This window comes from Pseudomonas aylmerensis (assembly GCF_001702265.1).
Taxonomy (GTDB): domain Bacteria; phylum Pseudomonadota; class Gammaproteobacteria; order Pseudomonadales; family Pseudomonadaceae; genus Aquipseudomonas; species Aquipseudomonas aylmerensis.
On record NZ_MAUE01000017.1, the window covers coordinates 156,257 to 172,090 of the forward strand.

General features: G+C 61.3%; 16 protein-coding genes, 3 pseudogenes and 1 riboswitch. Of the genes and pseudogenes, 11 read left to right on the forward strand and 8 right to left on the reverse strand.

Features of this window, described 5'->3' with window-relative positions; all coding sequences use genetic code 11:
* Entirely contained in the window at positions 1 to 687 is a 687-nt protein-coding gene (locus BBG20_RS14105) for a hypothetical protein (RefSeq protein ID WP_065904478.1), read from the reverse strand.
* Between the two features lie 26 nt (positions 688 to 713).
* Positions 714 to 1,115: a hypothetical protein gene (locus BBG20_RS14110; RefSeq protein ID WP_065904481.1), complete on the reverse strand. Its 402-nt coding sequence runs from the start codon at positions 1,113 to 1,115 to the stop codon at positions 714 to 716.
* A 124-nt stretch (positions 1,116 to 1,239) separates the two neighbouring features.
* Between BBG20_RS14110 and BBG20_RS14115 the strand changes: the two genes are divergently transcribed.
* The 3 genes from BBG20_RS14115 (at position 1,240) to BBG20_RS14125 (ending at position 2,599) form a co-directional block, all read left to right on the forward strand.
* Positions 1,240 to 1,779 carry a hypothetical protein gene (locus tag BBG20_RS14115; protein ID WP_226939940.1) on the forward strand — a complete coding sequence of 180 codons (540 nt, stop codon included), beginning with the start codon at positions 1,240 to 1,242 and terminating at the stop codon, positions 1,777 to 1,779.
* Between the two features lie 101 nt (positions 1,780 to 1,880).
* Entirely contained in the window at positions 1,881 to 2,105 is a 225-nt protein-coding gene (locus tag BBG20_RS14120; RefSeq protein WP_065904482.1) for a hypothetical protein, read from the forward strand.
* The gene (locus tag BBG20_RS14125; RefSeq protein WP_065904483.1) at positions 2,102 to 2,599 is read left to right on the forward strand and encodes a GNAT family N-acetyltransferase; all 498 of its coding nucleotides are present in this window, start codon (positions 2,102 to 2,104) and stop codon (positions 2,597 to 2,599) included. The genes BBG20_RS14120 and BBG20_RS14125 overlap by 4 nt, the downstream gene beginning before the upstream one ends.
* 55 nt (positions 2,600 to 2,654) lie before the next feature.
* On the opposite strand, the gene BBG20_RS14130 is transcribed toward BBG20_RS14125, so the two are convergent.
* The 3 genes from BBG20_RS14130 to BBG20_RS14140 are packed head-to-tail and all read right to left on the reverse strand — an operon-like array spanning position 2,655 to position 5,427.
* On the reverse strand, positions 2,655 to 3,419 hold the full coding sequence (locus tag BBG20_RS14130; RefSeq protein ID WP_065904487.1) for an ABC transporter ATP-binding protein: 765 nt from the start codon (positions 3,417 to 3,419) through the stop codon (positions 2,655 to 2,657).
* Positions 3,416 to 4,420: a FecCD family ABC transporter permease gene (locus BBG20_RS14135; RefSeq protein ID WP_065904489.1), complete on the reverse strand. Its 1,005-nt coding sequence runs from the start codon at positions 4,418 to 4,420 to the stop codon at positions 3,416 to 3,418. The genes BBG20_RS14130 and BBG20_RS14135 overlap by 4 nt, the downstream gene beginning before the upstream one ends.
* On the reverse strand, positions 4,417 to 5,427 hold the full coding sequence (locus BBG20_RS14140; protein WP_065904491.1) for an ABC transporter substrate-binding protein: 1,011 nt from the start codon (positions 5,425 to 5,427) through the stop codon (positions 4,417 to 4,419). Before BBG20_RS14140 ends, BBG20_RS14135 begins: the two co-directional genes overlap by 4 nt.
* 115 nt (positions 5,428 to 5,542) lie before the next feature.
* Positions 5,543 to 5,736: riboswitch (cobalamin riboswitch) on the reverse strand.
* A 74-nt stretch (positions 5,737 to 5,810) separates the two neighbouring features.
* Between BBG20_RS14140 and BBG20_RS14145 the strand changes: the two genes are divergently transcribed.
* Complete coding sequence (locus BBG20_RS14145; protein ID WP_177343945.1) at positions 5,811 to 6,296, forward strand: hypothetical protein; 486 nt, start codon at positions 5,811 to 5,813, stop codon at positions 6,294 to 6,296.
* 1,350 nt (positions 6,297 to 7,646) lie between these two features.
* On the opposite strand, the gene BBG20_RS14150 is transcribed toward BBG20_RS14145, so the two are convergent.
* Positions 7,647 to 9,038, reverse strand: a complete 1,392-nt coding sequence (locus BBG20_RS14150) for an aldehyde dehydrogenase family protein (protein WP_065904493.1) — start codon at positions 9,036 to 9,038, stop codon at positions 7,647 to 7,649.
* A gap of 103 nt (positions 9,039 to 9,141) precedes the next feature.
* Between BBG20_RS14150 and ptrR the strand changes: the two genes are divergently transcribed.
* Positions 9,142 to 10,011: a putrescine utilization regulator PtrR gene (gene ptrR / locus BBG20_RS14155; RefSeq protein ID WP_065904494.1), complete on the forward strand. Its 870-nt coding sequence runs from the start codon at positions 9,142 to 9,144 to the stop codon at positions 10,009 to 10,011.
* Between the two features lie 30 nt (positions 10,012 to 10,041).
* Here ptrR and BBG20_RS14160 read toward each other — a convergent pair whose 3' ends face one another.
* Positions 10,042 to 10,251 carry a hypothetical protein gene (locus BBG20_RS14160; protein ID WP_017138724.1) on the reverse strand — a complete coding sequence of 70 codons (210 nt, stop codon included), beginning with the start codon at positions 10,249 to 10,251 and terminating at the stop codon, positions 10,042 to 10,044.
* A 146-nt stretch (positions 10,252 to 10,397) separates the two neighbouring features.
* On the reverse strand, positions 10,398 to 11,594 hold the full coding sequence (locus tag BBG20_RS14165; RefSeq protein WP_034116881.1) for an amino acid aminotransferase: 1,197 nt from the start codon (positions 11,592 to 11,594) through the stop codon (positions 10,398 to 10,400).
* Positions 11,595 to 11,937: 343 nt separating this feature from the next.
* On the opposite strand from BBG20_RS14165, the gene uvrB reads away from it, so the two are divergent.
* The 6 genes and pseudogenes from uvrB (at position 11,938) to BBG20_RS14180 (ending at position 15,797) form a co-directional block, all read left to right on the forward strand.
* Complete coding sequence (gene uvrB, locus BBG20_RS14170) at positions 11,938 to 13,953, forward strand: excinuclease ABC subunit UvrB (protein WP_065904495.1); 2,016 nt, start codon at positions 11,938 to 11,940, stop codon at positions 13,951 to 13,953.
* Between the two features lie 85 nt (positions 13,954 to 14,038).
* Positions 14,039 to 14,134, forward strand: a pseudogene (locus BBG20_RS33490) (UvrB/UvrC motif-containing protein); the annotation flags it as partial.
* Between the two features lie 85 nt (positions 14,135 to 14,219).
* Positions 14,220 to 14,315, forward strand: a pseudogene (locus tag BBG20_RS33495) (UvrB/UvrC motif-containing protein); the annotation flags it as partial.
* Between the two features lie 103 nt (positions 14,316 to 14,418).
* Positions 14,419 to 14,496 (forward strand): annotated as a pseudogene (locus BBG20_RS33500) (hypothetical protein); the annotation flags it as partial.
* Between the two features lie 165 nt (positions 14,497 to 14,661).
* The gene (locus tag BBG20_RS33175; protein ID WP_065899480.1) at positions 14,662 to 14,964 is read left to right on the forward strand and encodes an IS3 family transposase; all 303 of its coding nucleotides are present in this window, start codon (positions 14,662 to 14,664) and stop codon (positions 14,962 to 14,964) included.
* On the forward strand, positions 14,961 to 15,797 hold the full coding sequence (locus BBG20_RS14180) for an IS3 family transposase (protein WP_065899479.1): 837 nt from the start codon (positions 14,961 to 14,963) through the stop codon (positions 15,795 to 15,797). The genes BBG20_RS33175 and BBG20_RS14180 overlap by 4 nt, the downstream gene beginning before the upstream one ends.
* Positions 15,798 to 15,834: the final 37 nt, after the last annotated feature.

A 15,834-nucleotide genomic window follows, 5' to 3' on the forward strand; every position in this document is an offset into this window, starting at 1 on the left:
TCAGTCCTTTTTGTTGGTATTCACGACTGTGACCTTACTGGCGCCGAGTTCGGTCAGCCTTCCGTCGAGTGCCTTGAGCAGTCTGATCGAGCCGGCATCGTATTCCTTGAGCTGACGGCTCGCGGTATCCCTGTCGCTGTTTACGGCAAGAATCATCTCCATCAACCCATCAGGTTTTCCGGCTTTGATGTCTTCGTCGATGATGTCCTGGGTCACTGTCATGCTTCGTACGGTGTACTCGGTATCGGCCGCGAGCTTCTGGAGGTTATAGCGCCCGACTGCCGGGTCTTCCTTAGCATTGCCTGTGTGGGTCGGGCCCATGGGGACGTCGTCCAAGTCAATCAGCGTATCGGCCATGTCTTTGCCGAAGTACCGCTCCAGCTTGAAGTGCTGAACAATCATTCTCTGATGCCAGCGGCGCTCGAATGCCCTGTACTCGCGCCAAGGGCCTTGGGAGAACTCTTTCCACCCGGTTTCATGTGTTGCGCTGATCAACTTGTCCAGCGCGTTGTAACCATCATCCAGGATAGCCACGGTTTCTTGCACCGTGTTTTGTGCAGCGTCCAGAAATTGGCTCGCCTGCGCCCGCGCCTCTTGGCGTGATTGCAGGGCGTAGGTACCGGCCAGCGTGAGTAGTGAAGTCAGGACAGCGGTAACAACCGCGGTCACAAGAGAGTTTTCGGCCATCAGGATGCTCCATTTCAGCCTGGTGTTCAGGCGCTAATCGTCTGCTCGTACGAGGCGCTCATCAGTGTGCCGCGCTCACCCCACGCCTCTTGCGCAAGATCCTGGATAATCTCCTCCAGTGTCTCAATGTTTGTCGCAGGGGCGCTGAGGCATGCCAGGCGTCCGGGCGACCAATCGATGACGTCACATTGAGGGTACTTGGCCAACAGCGTCGGCAGGGCTGCCTTCGGCGACTGCGTACCGGTGTACATAAAGTCAAAATACGCCTCGGTGGTGTCTTGCAGCGGGTACACCAACACCCAGGCATTCGGAGGGTTTTGGAACCACAGGGTGACATAGCGGTGGGCCCATTCCGGCCCGTCTTCGGTCATGTGGCGCAGCACGTCGATGATCGACCGGCAGCCGAGGAGGGGGACGGAGGAGGACATGGGCCGTTCCTGTTGTAGAGGTGGCGCGCAGATATACCACGCCACGCCGTCCGGCTAAAACGATCCCCTTTTTCCGACAAGCCGGGTAACCTCTCGCCTCCCACAATCAAGCCAAGGAAAGCACGTGAAGGTTCTTCAAGGATTCATCGGTTTGTCGGCGCTGTACCTGCTGGCCGGTTGCGAGCAAGTCACTGAGAAAGCCGTGCGCTTCGACGTGCCCTACGGCTACTACGAGACCGCCTGGCGCCAGGACGTGACCGAGAAGGGCCAGTTGACCTGCAAGGTGACCACCGACACCCAGGACCGTGGCGAGAAGTGGGTGCCATCGGTGATCCTCGCGGCCGCTGAGGATGCTGCCGAAGACGATACGTTGTTTCTTTCCAGCTACACGCCCGCCGACACTGACCTGCGCTTGTTCCAGGTGCGCACCTTCAACAAGGCGGAGCCGGTGATCGACACGTTTTTCCATCGGGCTCCCGATCAAAACGGGGTGTATACGCTGCGCCTGACCTGGCAAGCCGATGGCGCCATCGGCTACCAGGTCGAAAACGGCAGCACCTGGGAAGAGAAAAAGTTCGTCCAGAAGCCGGGTTTTCGCGTGCGCCATGTGAGCGTGCATGCGTCGGGAATGAAGGGCAATGCAGTGTGTGAGTTGCGCCAGTAAGTGCTGCCGGAGCTGTTGCCAATGCTGATCCATTGAACTTAAAACTTGATCGATGAGTCAGGTTAATCAGCAGCTCTTCTTCCATGACAAGGACTCCTCCCATGCGCGAATACACCCTCAACTACTTGTTCAACGACGAACCCCGCACCCATGTGTTCGAGCTCAAACAGCCCGACCTGCCGGTGCATGAGGCGGCGTTGCACTTGCTGCAGTTGCATTTCGGTGATGCGGAAAACGGCTTGATCCTGCCGACCGCAGATGCAGCGCCGGAGGAAATTCTCGAGCAGGCGCAGGTGGTGGGGATTACGCAGATCGAGGTTGCATGAGCCCAAGGCCGATCATTCGGGCGGTCACGGCGGCGGATATCCCTGAGGTACTGGCGTTCGTGCTGGAGGCCCGTGCCGAGCTTTTCCCCAAGCTCGACGCGACAGGGATGCCAGCGGACCTGGCGCATTTCGAGGCGATCTATGTGCAGGGTGATGGGCAATTTCTGGTTGCCTGCGATCAAGGCCAGATCGTCGCTGCCATTGGTTATCTGCCTTACGACGGTCGTTTCCCGCAGTTGAATTACCAGGGCCAAAAGACCGTGGAGGTGGTGCGCCTGTTTGTGCTGCCGGCGTTTCGCCGCTTTGGTCTGGCGCGCGCGTTGTACCTTGCGTTGGAGGCGCAGGCTAAGGCGGATCGGGTCGCGGTGATGTACCTGCACACCCATCCGTTTTTGCCTGGGGCGATTGATTTTTGGCTTCGGCAGGGGTTCGAAGTGGTGGATGTGGACGTGGACCCGGTGTGGCGCACCACGCATATGCAGCGCACCCTCTAACACCACCACCCAGTGTAGACGCCGGCAAACCGGCTCCGACCGTTGAGTGCTCTGATCAGTTTGGGCGTAGCCGCAGTATCTGCGCGCCATCGAACGGGTCTGTCAGGTAATGCGCTTGCACCCCGAACGTCGCCTGCAGCCGCTGCGGCGTCAGCACGTCCAGCGGCTTGCCCAGCGCCACCAACCGCCCATGATCCAGCACCGCCAAGCGGTCGCAGGTCAGCGCCTGGTTGAGGTCATGCAGGGCAATCAAAGTGGTCACCGGCAAGCCTTGCACCCCCTTTAGAATCCCCAATTGATGCTGGATATCCAGGTGATTGGTCGGCTCATCTAACAACAGGATCTGCGGCCGTTGCGCCAACGCACGGGCGATGTGCACCCGCTGGCGTTCACCGCCAGAGAGGCTGCGCCACGCACGTTGGCCCAGGTGGGTGGCGTCTACATCCTGCAGCGCCTGGTGCACGATAGCGTCGTCTTCGCGGGACCAGGGGCTGAGTGCCGACAGCCACGGCGTGCGGCCCAGGGCCACGGCGTCGAACACGCGAATGGCGTCGTCGGTGTCGGCCTGTTGTTCGACCACTGCGAGTTGCTGCGCAATGGCACGACGGGACAGGTCGCCCAAGCGCACCTCACCCAGTCGTACCTCGCCAGTGGCCGGGGTGCGCAGGCCGGCCAGCAGTTTCAGCAGGGTGGATTTGCCGGAGCCGTTCGGGCCGACGATGCCCAGGGTTTCACCCCGCTGGACCTGCAGGTGAATGTCGCGCAGCAACGTAGCTTCACGCACTTTAAAACCCAGGCCGGTGCAGCTCAGTACGGTCATCGCGCATTCCTCCGGCCGATCAGGATCAGCGCAAACACCGGTGCGCCCACCAGAGCCGTGACCACGCCCACCGGGATGACCTGGCCCTTGATCAAAGTGCGTGACAACACATCGGCTGCAATCAAGAACAACGCGCCGCCCAAGGCGCTGGCGGGCAGCAGGCGCGAGTGCCCGGTGCCGAGCAGCAGGCGCACGGCGTGGGGAATCACCAGGCCGACAAATCCGATGGAGCCGACAATCGACACCATCACCGCCGTGACCAGTGCGGCGCAGGCGACCAGCACAAATTGCACGCGGCGCACCGGGATGCCCAGGGAGGCCGCCGAGTCGCTACCGAAGGTAAACGCATCCAGCGCGCGCCGGTGCCACAGGCACACAGCAAGGCCTGCAACCGCCACCGGCACCGCCAGCCATACCGACGGCCAGCGTACCCCGCTGAGATTGCCGAGCAGCCAGAACATGATGCCGCGCGCCTGTTCGGAGCTGGCCGACTTGGTGATCAGGAACGCCGTCAGCGCGTTGAACAGCTGCGAACCGGCGATGCCCGCGAGGATGATCTGCCCGGTGCCGCTGGCTGAACCACTGGCTCGCGCGAGCAGGATCACCAGCGCAAATGCGGCCATCGCACCGACAAAGGCGCCGGCCGACAGCGAGATCAAACCGCCGCCCACCCCGATCAACGCCACCAGCACCGCGCCCGTCGAGGCGCCGGCGCTGATGCCCAGCAGGTACGGATCGGCCAGCGGGTTGCGCAACAGCGATTGCAGAATTACCCCGCAGGTCGCCAGCCCGGCGCCGCATGCGGCAGCGACCAGCGCGCGCGTGAGGCGGTAGTTCCACACCACGCCTTCGTCGATCGGGTCCAGCACGTAGCCGGCGGCCCAGAGCTTGTTGGCCAGCACCTGCAGCACCACCTTTGGTGCAATGGCGGTTTCGCCGATGGCCACGCCGGCGAGCACGGCGATCAGCAGCAGCGACAGGGCGAGTAGGGTGCGTATCATTTGGGCAAGTCGTAGCCATCGATGGCTGTCGCCAGTTGTTCCAGGCCATCGAACATACGGATGCTGGCCTGCAGCGCCAGGGCGTCGAGGATGATGATGCGGTTGTTTTTCACCGCGTCCATGTTGCGGGTGACCGGGTCACTGCGCAGGAAGGCGAGTTTCTTTTCGTGGTCATCGGCGGGGTAGCGGCGGCGGTCCATGCGCGCGATCACCAAAAAGGTCGGGTTGGCCTTGGCAATGGTTTCCCAGCCAACGGCCGGCCATTCTTCATCGGACTGCACCACATTGTGCAGCCCCAGCGTTTGCAGCATGAACTCGGGAATGCCCTTGTGGCCGGCCACGTAGGGGTCGCTGGCCATCTCCGAGCTGGAGAACCACACCAGCGCGCTGGCCTGCTTGAGGCCTTTTCCCTGCACGGTCGCGACGGATTTGGCCAAGCGCGCCTTGAGTTCGTCGTTCAGTTGTTGGCCGCGATCCTGTACGTCGAAAATCTGCGCCAGTTGGCTGATGCTTTTATAGATTGTCTCGATGCGAAACGGCTCCAGCCGCGTGCCGTCGGCGCCGACCAGGTTGTCCTTGCCTTCGCAGTCGGAGGGCAGCAGGTAGGTGGGGATCTTCAATTCGTGGAATTGCTCGCGGGTCCCGACCACGCCCTGCGGGCCGACCACCCATTCCAGCTCGGCAGCCACCAGTTGCGGGCGCTTGGCGATCACCGACTCGAAACTGGGCTCGTTGTCAGCCAGGCGTTCGATTGTGTCGTTCTGTGCCTTGTACTGCGCCAGGACGCTGTTGAACCACAGCGAGGTGCCGACCACTTTATCGCCCACGCCGAGGGCGTAGAGCATTTCGGTGGCGGCCTGGCCGATGGTCACGCTGCGCGCGGGTGCCTGCTGGAAGGTGAGTGTGCTGCCGCAGTTCTGCACGGTCAGCGGGTACTGGGTGGGCGCGGCGTGGGCCAGGGCACAGAAGCCCAGGCCAGTGATCAGGGCGGTAACGCGTGGCAGCATGGGGCGATCTCCTTGAAACCGTACGTGGAACTGGGGAGGTACGGTCTGGAATTACGCCCTCGAACGCTGCGGGTCAGGCAGGCAAGGATGTCCTTCCCGGACACCCCGCCGGTTAGTGTTGGTGCTTGGGCCGGCAGGTCTCCTGACTGATGCGTCGTCGCCACGCTCCGGCCTTCCCGGACGAGGTCCAGTGGCATCAAGGAGCAGGCTCGGCACCTACAGTTGCGGGGGCAGTTCCGATTTGCGCGGCATACCGCGCTTCGGATTCCCTATTAGTCCCATTTGGGAACCGGCGCGGTATGGTAGTCGATCACGCGGTTGAGCGGGAGTTCTGACGGCGCGCGGTGAGAAGACTGCGGTAGCTCTTGTGGGATGTGTCTCCTATGATGCGCGGCCATGGACAGCCTTCACACAAGGAATACACAGTGAGATCATTCGTCGCCCTCGCCCTCATCGCCATGCTCGCCGGTTGCGCCACCCCGGGTAAAAGCGAAAAGCAGATTTTTGACGAAGCCGCCACCGCGCATGTCATGTCGCTGCCTTCCGGGGAAAACAGGGTGCGCTTGCACAGTGTAAAAATCCCCAGCCACGGCTTGATCGCCGACAACCTGGCCCTTGCCATGGCCGGTGGCGCCAATGCGATGTATCTGAAAGAAGAATTGCTGAAGGCCAAAAGCCTGGGCGACACCGGCTTTCTGATTATCGGCGCCAGCACTGTCGTTGACGTGGCCGTGATCGGCAACGCCTGTGAAGGGCTGGATTTGAAAGGTATGCAGATTTACTACTCGGGCACCGATGCGCAGAAGGATAAAGTGCGAACCGCGGTTGAAAAGACCCAGGCGCAGTTTTATTACATTAATGCGCAGTGAGAGTCTGGCAGTAGAGGCAGCCTTTTGGCAGTGAGTGGGCCAGTGCTCGCAAACGCTCTTGTACGGGTATGCGGACGTATCTTGCTCAGCAGGTTAAGCAGGCCAAACAGTCTAAGCAGCCAAGCAGCCAAGCAGCCCAAGCAGGCCAAGCAGGTTGAGCAGGGTGAGCAGGTTATTGTGGTGAGCAGGCTTGCCCTGCGTTGGGCTGCGAAGCAGCCCTAAAACCTCACACCACGGTGTGCCTGAAACGATGCGGTGGGAATACTGGGGGGCGCTTCGCACCCCAACGCAGGGCAAGCCTGCTCACCACAACAACCCATTGAGATGGCCGTGATCGGCAACGCCTGTGAAGGTGTGTATCTGAAAGGCATGCAGCTTCACTACTCAGGTACCAATGCGTAGGCCCAGCATGCTAATTGTGGTGAGCAGGCTCACCACAACAACCCACTGACGTGGCCGTGATCGGCAACGCTTGTGAAGGGTTGGATTTGAAAGCTATGCAGATTCACTACTCAGGCACCAATGCGCAGGCCCAGCAGGCTAATTGTGGTGAGCAGGCTTGCCCTGCGTTGGGCTGCGAAGCAGCCCTAAAACCTCACACCACGGTGTGCCTGAAACGATGCGGTGGGATTACTTGGGGGCGCTTCGCACCCCAACGCAGGGCAAGCCTGCTCACCACAACAACCCACTGACGTGGCCGTGATCAGCGACGCTTGTGAAGGGTTGGATTTGAAAGACATGCAGATTTACTACTCAGGCACCGATGCGCAGGCCCAGCAGGCTAATTGTGGTGAGCAGGCTCACCACAACAACCCATTAAGATGGCCGTGATCGGCAACGCCTGTGAGGGGTTGGACTTGAAAGGTATGCAGATTCACTACTCAGGCACCAATGCGTAGGCCCAGTAGGCTAATTGTGGTGAGCAGGCTTGCCCTGCGTTGGGCTGCGAAGCAGCCCTAAAACCTCACACCACGGATTTCCTGAAACGATGCGGTGGGATTCATGGGGGCGCTTCGCACCCCAACGCAGGGCAAGCCTGCTCACCACAACAACCCGTTGAGATGGCCGTGATCGGCAACGCCTGTGAAAGGTTGGACTTGAAAGGCATACAGATTTATTACTTAGGCACCGATGCGTAGGCCCAGCAGGCTAATTGTGGTGAGCAGGCTTGCCCTGCGTTGGGCTGCGAAGCAGCCCTAAAACCTCACACCGCGGTTTGTCTGAAACGATGCGGTGGGATTTATGGGGGCGCTTCGCACCCCAACGCAGGGCAAGCCTGCTCACCACGACCAGGCGGCTCACCACGACCAGGCGGCTCGCCACGAAAGCCGGCAGTCGTGCTGATCCGGCTTACTTGCGATCCAGCCAAACCGTCTGCGCATTGCAGAATTCCCGCACGCCGAAGTGCGACAACTCGCGCCCGAAGCCGCTCTTTTTCACGCCACCAAACGCCACCCGAGGGTCGGACACGCTGAACGCGTTGACGAAGATCCCGCCGGTTTCCAGCTGGTTGGCGATCTCCCGCGCCTTGGCTGCGTCAGTGGTAAAGATGCTCGCGGTCAGGCCGAACTCGCTGTCGTTGGCCAGTGCCACGGCGTGGTCGGCGTCGCGGGCGGTGATGATCGAGGCCACCGGGCCGAACAGTTCCTGCTTGAACGAAGTCATCTGGTCGGTCACACCCGCCAGCACGGTCGGCGCGTAGTAGTTGCCGGCACCCGGTACTTTGTCACCGCCCAGCAGCAAGGTTGCGCCTTCTTCCAGGGTGGCCTGGACCTGGCCGTGCAACTCGTCACGCAGGTCGAAGCGTGCCATCGGGCCGACATAGGTGTGGGGCGAGGTCGGATCGCCCATCACCAACGCACGGCTGGCTTCGAGGAATTTCGCCGTGAACGCTTCCACCACGCCTGCTTCGATGATCAGGCGCTTGGCGGCGGCGCAGACTTGGCCGCTGTTCTGGAAGCGACCGATCACGGCAGCCTGCACGGCGGCATCGAGGTCGGCGTCGTTGAGCACGATGAACGGGTCGGAGCCGCCCAGTTCCAACACGCATTTTTTCAATGCAGCACCCGCCTGGGAACCGATGGCGATGCCGGCACGCACGCTGCCGGTGAGGGTCACGGCGGCGATGCGGGGGTCGGCGATGGCCTTGGACACGCCATCCTGGGTCACGTTGAGCACTTCGAAAAGGCCTTCAGCGAAGCCGGCTTTGTCGAACGCAGCTTTCATCAGGTAAGCGCTGCCCATCACGTTCGGCGCGTGTTTAAGTACATAGGTGTTGCCAGCGAGCATGGTTGGCACGGCACCGCGCAGCACTTGCCAGACCGGGAAGTTCCACGGCATCACGGCGAGGATCGGGCCCAGCGGGCGGTATTCGATCTGGGCGCTGCCGTTGTCGACCAGGGTCGGCTCCGGGGCCAGCATGGCCGGGCCGTTGGCGGCGTACCATTCGGCGAGTTGCGCGCATTTTTCGATTTCGGCCCGCGCCTGGGCGATGGGTTTGCCCATTTCCAGGGTGATCATCTGCGCCATGTCTTCGGCTTGCTCGCGCAGGGCGCCAGCCAGGGCCAGCAGCAGCTCGGCACGCTGGCTCACCGGCTGGCGGCGCCAGGTGCGGAAGGCACCGGTGGCGCGGTCGAGAGCGGCGTCCAGTTGCGCTGCAGTTTCGTAAGGGTAGCTGCCGACAGTCTCGCCATTGGCGGGGTTGATCGACAGGGCGTGGGTCTGGTGAGAAATAGCGTTCATGGCACCGTCCGGCTGAATGAGGGGAATGAGTCCAGCCTACGGGGCTGCATCTTTTCTGGAAACTGAATAATATTAAGCAATACGTTCACGATTGGAGAATGGTTTGGACCTGGTGCAGCTGGAAATCTTCAAGGCCGTTGCCGAGCAGGGCAGCATCAGTGCCGCCGCGCAGGTGATTCATCGGGTGCCGTCGAACCTGACCACGCGCATCAAGCAACTGGAGCAGGACCTGGGCGTGGAATTGTTTATCCGCGAGAAGAGCCGCCTGCGCCTGTCACCGGCCGGCTGGAATTTCCTCGGCTACGCGCGGCGTATTCTCGATCTGGTCCAGGAGGCGCGCGCCACGGTGGCGGGGGAGGAGCCCCAGGGCGCGTTTGCCCTGGGCTCGCTGGAAAGTACTGCGGCAGTGCGCATTCCGGCATTGCTGGCGGCGTATAACCAGAAGCACGCCAAGGTCGAGCTGGACCTGAGCACTGGGCCGTCGGGCACGATGATCGAGGGCGTACTCTCGGGGCGCCTGGCGGCGGCGTTTGTCGATGGGCCGGTGCTGCACGCGACCCTGGAAGGCGTGGCGGTGTTCGAGGAGGAGATGGTGGTGATCGCGCCATTGCACCACGCGCCGATCACGCGCGGCCAGGATGTGAACGGGGAGAGCATCTACACCTTTCGCTCGAATTGTTCGTACCGGCACCACTTCGAGCGCTGGTTTTCACAGGATGGCGCGGTGCCGGGGCGGATCTTCGAGATGGAGTCGTACCACGGCATGCTTGCCTGCGTCAGCGCCGGTGCCGGGCTGGCGCTGATGCCGCGCAGCATGCTGGAGAGCATGCCGGGGTTTGCGGCGGTGAGTGTGTGGCCGCTTGCAGACTCGTTCCGCATCCTGAATACCTGGCTGATCTGGCGCCGAGGCACGGTGTCGCAGAGCCTGAACAGCTTCGTGAAGCTGCTGGAAGAGCGCGTAACCCCTTTGTAGGAGCTGGCAAGCCAGCCCCTACAAGGCGTATCAGCCGCCAAATTGCAGGGTGCCCATGGCCAGCTTGGCCATGATGGCTGTCGCGCCGAGCTGCACCAGCCACAGCGCCAACCCGCCGAGGAATACCCCCAGGGCCACTTGCAGCACCAGGCTTTTCTGGCGCTTGGCTTGCGGGGCGCGCGGGGTGTAGTCATGCAGTTCGTCGCGGTCGGCGCGCAGGTCCAGGTCGTCGTTTCTCATAAGGCTCTCACAGCAAAGGGGCAGTCAGGGTTCAGTCTAGGGGCTGAGTGTTGCGGCCAGTGAATTTTTTGCAAGCTCGCTCGCCACAGCCAATAAAAAAGGGGAAGCCCGTGAATGGCTTCCCCCTCGTCACAGCCGTTTCAGTTTTACAGCACCTGAACAATCGCCTTCGTCACGGCACCAATGTTCGACTGGTTCAACGCTGCCACGCAGATACGCCCGGTATCCAGCGCGTAGATGCCAAACTCGGTGCGCAAGCGGGTGACTTGCTCAACGGTCAGGCCGGAGTAGGAGAACATCCCGCGCTGGCGACCGACGAAGCTGAAGTCGTGGCCCGGAGCTGCCTTGGCCAGTTCGGCGACCATCTGCTCACGCATGCCACGGATGCGCAGGCGCATTTCAGCCAGTTCGGCCTCCCACTGGGCGCGCAACTCAGGGTTGTTCAGCACCGCAGCCACAATTGCCGCGCCGTGGGTCGGCGGGTTGGAGTAGTTGGTGCGGATCACACGCTTGACCTGGGACAGGATGCGCGCGCTTTCTTCCTTGGATTCGCTGACGATCGACAGCGCGCCCACACGTTCGCCGTACAGCGAGAACGACTTGGAGAACGAGCTGGACACAAAGAAGGTCAGGCCCGATTCAGCGAACAGGCGCACCGCAGCGGCGTCTTCGTGGATGCCGTCGCCAAAGCCCTGGTAGGCCATGTCGAGGAACGGCACGAGGTTCTTGGCCTTGACCACGTCCAGCACGTTTTGCCAGTCGGCCGGGCTCAGGTCGACGCCGGTCGGGTTGTGGCAGCACGCGTGCAGCACCACGATGGACTGTGGCGGCAGGGCGTTGAGGTCTTCGAGCAGGCCGGCACGGTTCACGTCGTGGGTGGCGGCGTCGTAGTAGCGGTAGGTCTGTACCGGGAAGCCGGCTTTTTCGAACAGCGCCTGGTGGTTTTCCCAGCTTGGGTCGCTGATGGCAACGACAGCGTTGGGCAGCAGTTGCTTGAGGAAGTCCGCGCCGATCTTCAGGGCGCCGGTGCCGCCAACCGCTTGGGCGGTGATGACGCGGCCGGCGCTCAGCAGCGGCGACTCAGCGCCGAACAGCAGTTTCTGCACGGCCTGGTCGTAGGCCACGATGCCGTCGATCGGCAAGTAGCCACGGGCGGCATGTTGCGCCACGCGAATGGCTTCCGCTTCGGCAACGGCACGCAAGAGTGGAATTTTCCCCTCCTCGTTGCAGTAAACGCCCACGCCAAGGTTGACCTTGGTGGTTCGTGTATCGGCGTTGAATGCTTCGTTGAGGCCCAGGATTGGATCGCGTGGTGCCATTTCGACAGCGGAGAACAGGCTCATTTTTGCGGCAGCTCTTTGGGGGAAAGGAGGGACGTGTCGCGCTCCAGCCGAATGCACTAGAGCGGTGCACAAACGGGGAGCTAGTATAGAGGCCATCACCGCCAAGGGCGACAGCCGAAACGGCTTTTCGGCCAAGTTTTTCGGTTTATTTGCCCACCGTTAGTCGTATTGCAACATTGCTCCCGGACGGCAGGTCAGATGATTGCCTTGAAACCCGCCACATTCGCCACCACTTCTACGGCTATCATGGTTTTTTCCTACGGCCCGCTCTGAATCTTCGCGGGTTGTGGTCTTATTCGTCCCCGACGGGTTTACAGTCTGGGGTGACTCCAAGAGGTACGTTATGTCGGATTTCCAACTAGTCACCCGCTTTGAACCTGCTGGCGACCAGCCCGAGGCCATTCGCCAGATGGTCGAAGGCATCGAGGCCGGCCTGGCGCACCAGACCTTGCTCGGGGTGACCGGTTCAGGCAAGACCTTCAGCATTGCCAACGTGATCGCGCAGATCAACCGTCCCACCTTGGTGCTGGCGCCGAACAAGACCCTGGCCGCGCAGTTGTACGGCGAGTTCAAGGCGTTCTTCCCGAACAACGCGGTGGAGTACTTCGTTTCCTACTACGACTACTACCAGCCCGAAGCCTATGTGCCGTCCTCCGATACCTTTATCGAGAAGGACGCCTCGATCAACGACCACATCGAGCAGATGCGGCTGTCGGCAACCAAGGCGCTGCTGGAGCGCAAGGACGCGATCATCGTCACCACGGTGTCGTGCATCTATGGCCTGGGCAGCCCGGAAACCTATCTGAAGATGGTGCTGCACGTCGATCGCGGCGACAAACTCGACCAGCGCGCCTTGCTGCGCCGCCTGGCGGACCTTCAATACACCCGCAACGACATGGACTTTGCCCGCGCCACCTTCCGCGTGCGCGGCGATGTGATTGACATCTACCCGGCCGAATCCGACCTGGAAGCGATCCGCATCGAGCTGTTCGATGATGAAGTCGAGAGCCTGTCGGCCTTTGACCCGTTGACCGGCGAAGTCATCCGCAAGCTGCCGCGGTTTACCTTCTATCCGAAAAGCCACTACGTGACGCCACGCGAAACCCTGCTGGGCGCCATCGAAGGCATCAAGACCGAGCTGGCCGAGCGCCTCGAATACCTGCGCTCCAACAACAAGCTGGTGGAAGCCCAGCGCCTGGAGCAGCGCACCCGGTTCGACCTGGAGATGATCCTGGAGCTGGGCTACTGCAACGGCATCGAAAACTACTCGCGCTACCTCTCGGGCCGCGAATCCGGTGCGCCGCCGCCGACGCTGTACGACTACCTGCCGGCCGACGCGCTGCTGGTGATCGACGAATCCCACGTGAGCGTGCCGCAGGTCGGCGCCATGTATAAGGGTGACCGTTCGCGTAAAGAGACCTTGGTGGAATACGGTTTCCGCCTGCCGTCGGCGCTGGACAACCGGCCGATGCGTTTTGACGAATGGGAAAGCATCAGCCCGCAGACCATCTTCGTGTCGGCGACGCCGGGCAACTACGAGGCCGAGCATGCGGGCCGCGTGATCGAGCAACTGGTGCGCCCGACCGGCCTGGTCGACCCGGAAATCGAAATCCGCCCGGCGCTGACCCAGGTCGACGACCTGCTTTCGGAAATCACCAAGCGCGTGGCCCTCGAAGAGCGCGTATTGGTCACTACGCTGACCAAGCGCATGTCCGAAGACTTGACCGACTACCTGGCCGACCACGGCGTGCGCGTGCGTTACCTGCACTCGGACATCGACACCGTGGAGCGCGTGGAAATCATCCGCGACCTGCGCCTGGGCACCTTTGATGTGCTGGTGGGCATCAACCTGCTGCGTGAAGGCCTGGACATGCCGGAAGTGTCGCTGGTGGCGATCCTCGATGCCGACAAGGAGGGCTTCCTGCGTTCCGAGCGTTCGCTGATCCAGACCATCGGCCGAGCGGCGCGTAACCTCAACGGCCGGGCGATTCTCTACGCGGACCGCATCACCGGGTCCATGGAGCGCGCGATTGGCGAGACCCAGCGGCGTCGCGACAAGCAGATTGCGTTCAACCTGGAAAATGGCATTACCCCCAAGGGCGTGTTCAAGGACGTCGCCGACATCATGGAAGGCGCCACGGTGCCCGGCTCGCGCAGCAAGAAGCGCAAGGGCATGGCCAAGGCTGCCGAAGAAAGCGCCAAGTACGAAAACGAACTGCGCTCGCCGAGTGAGATCACCAAGCGGATCCGGCAGCTGGAAGAGAAGATGTACCAGCTCGCGCGGGACCTGGAGTTCGAGGCTGCGGCTCAGACGCGTGATGAGATCGGCAAGTTGCGTGAGCGTCTGCTGGCTGTTTGAGGTGTAGCGTCTGGAAGGGCCTCATTGCAGGCAAGCCAGTTCCCACAGTTGAGCGCGTTCGCCTGGGCGACGCGCTTAACTGTGGGAGCTGTACCCGCTCGCGCGGGACCTGGAGTTCGAGGCTGCGGCGCAGACGCGTGATGAGATTGGCAAGCTGCGTGAGCGACTACTGGCTGTTTGAGGTGTGGCGTCTGGAAGGGCCTCATCGCAGGCAAGCCAGCTCCCACAGTTGACCGCATTCGCCTGGACGACGCGCTTAACTGTGGGAGATGTACCCGCTCGCGCGGGACCTGGAGTTCGAGGCTGCGGCGCAGACGCGTGATGAGATCGGCAAGTTGCGTGAGCGTCTGCTGGCTGTTTGAGGTGTAGCGTCTGGAAGGGCCTCATCGCAGGCAAGCCAGCTCCCACAGTTGACCGCGTTCGCCTGGATGATGCGCTCAACTGTGGGAGATGTAGCCGCTTGCGCGGGACCTGGAGTTCGAGGCTGCCGCGCAGACGCGTGATGAGATTGGCAAGTTGCGTGAGCGTCTGCTGGCTGTTTGAGGTGTAGCGTCTGGAAGGGCCTCATCGCAGGCAAGCCAGCTCCCACAGTTGAGCGCGTTCGCCTGGACGACGCGCTTAACTGTGGGAGCTGGCTTGAACTGGCCTAATGATTTTGGACACCTCAATCGGGCGCTATGATGGCGTCCAAATCTGAGGTGTTTGGATATGCGTAAATCTTATTCATGTGAGTTCAAACTCAAGGCTGCCAGCATGGTGCTGGACGAGGGGCAGTCGGTTCCCGAGGTCTGTGCCAGCTTGGATATTGGCCCTACGGCCTTGCGCCGCTGGGTCGATCAAGTTCGCAAGGAACGCTTGGGCTCGACTCCGGTGGGAGCCAAGGCGATTACCGCGGATCAGCGAGAGATCCAGGAACTTAAAGCCTTGCTCAGGCAAAGAGACCGGGATATCGAAATCCTAAAAAAGGCCAGTGCTCTCCTGCTTTTGGACGCCAAAGATCACTCTCGTTGATCTGTGAGCTGGGCGAGCAGTACGGCGTTAACGATTGCTGTCGTGTGTTCGGAATAAACCGCAGTAGCTTTTACGCATGGCGTCAGCGCCAAGGCAAGGTGAGCCCTAAGCGAGAGAAACTCAAGGCTATGCTGGTCAAGCACCACAGGGCGTCGAGAGAGTCTGCGGGCGCTCGTACCTTGGCTAAACAGCTGCAAGCCGGCGGGCATGATGTCGGGCGGTTCATGGCTCGCAGCTTGATGCGAGAAGCAGGCATTGTCAGCCGTCAACGCCGGCGCCATAAGTACAAGTCACCTGGCGTGGAGGCTTTGGTGGCACCGCATGTGCTCAAACGCAAGTTTGATGTTGCGACGGTCAATCAGGTGTGGTGTGGGGACGTGACGTACATCAAAGTCGGCAAGCGTTGGCTGTATTTTGCGGCGGTTCTGGACTTGTTCGCTCGCCGGATTGTGGGCTGGTCGTTTTCGATGATCTCTGATGCCACGCTGACCTGCGAAGCCCTGCGCATGGCGATTGAACTGCGCGGTCGCCCAAAAGACGTACTGTTTCACTCCGACCAAGGTTGCCAGTACACCAGCCATAAATTCAGAAATGAACTGCTGGAACATGGACTCCGACAAAGCATGAGCCGTAAAGGCGAATGCTGGGATAACGCTCCGATGGAGCGTTTCTTTGGAAGTTTGAAATCAGAGTGGGTGCCAGAAGCAGGCTACGGGTCGGAACATGAGGCCCGAGCGGATGTGCAGCGCTATGTATCGCGCTACAACATCACCAGGCCGCATAGCTACAACGACTATCGGTCACCAGTCGCCAGGGAGAAGCTGGTGGCGTGAAACCTTAATCGGTGTCCAAGATTACTTGACCAGTTCA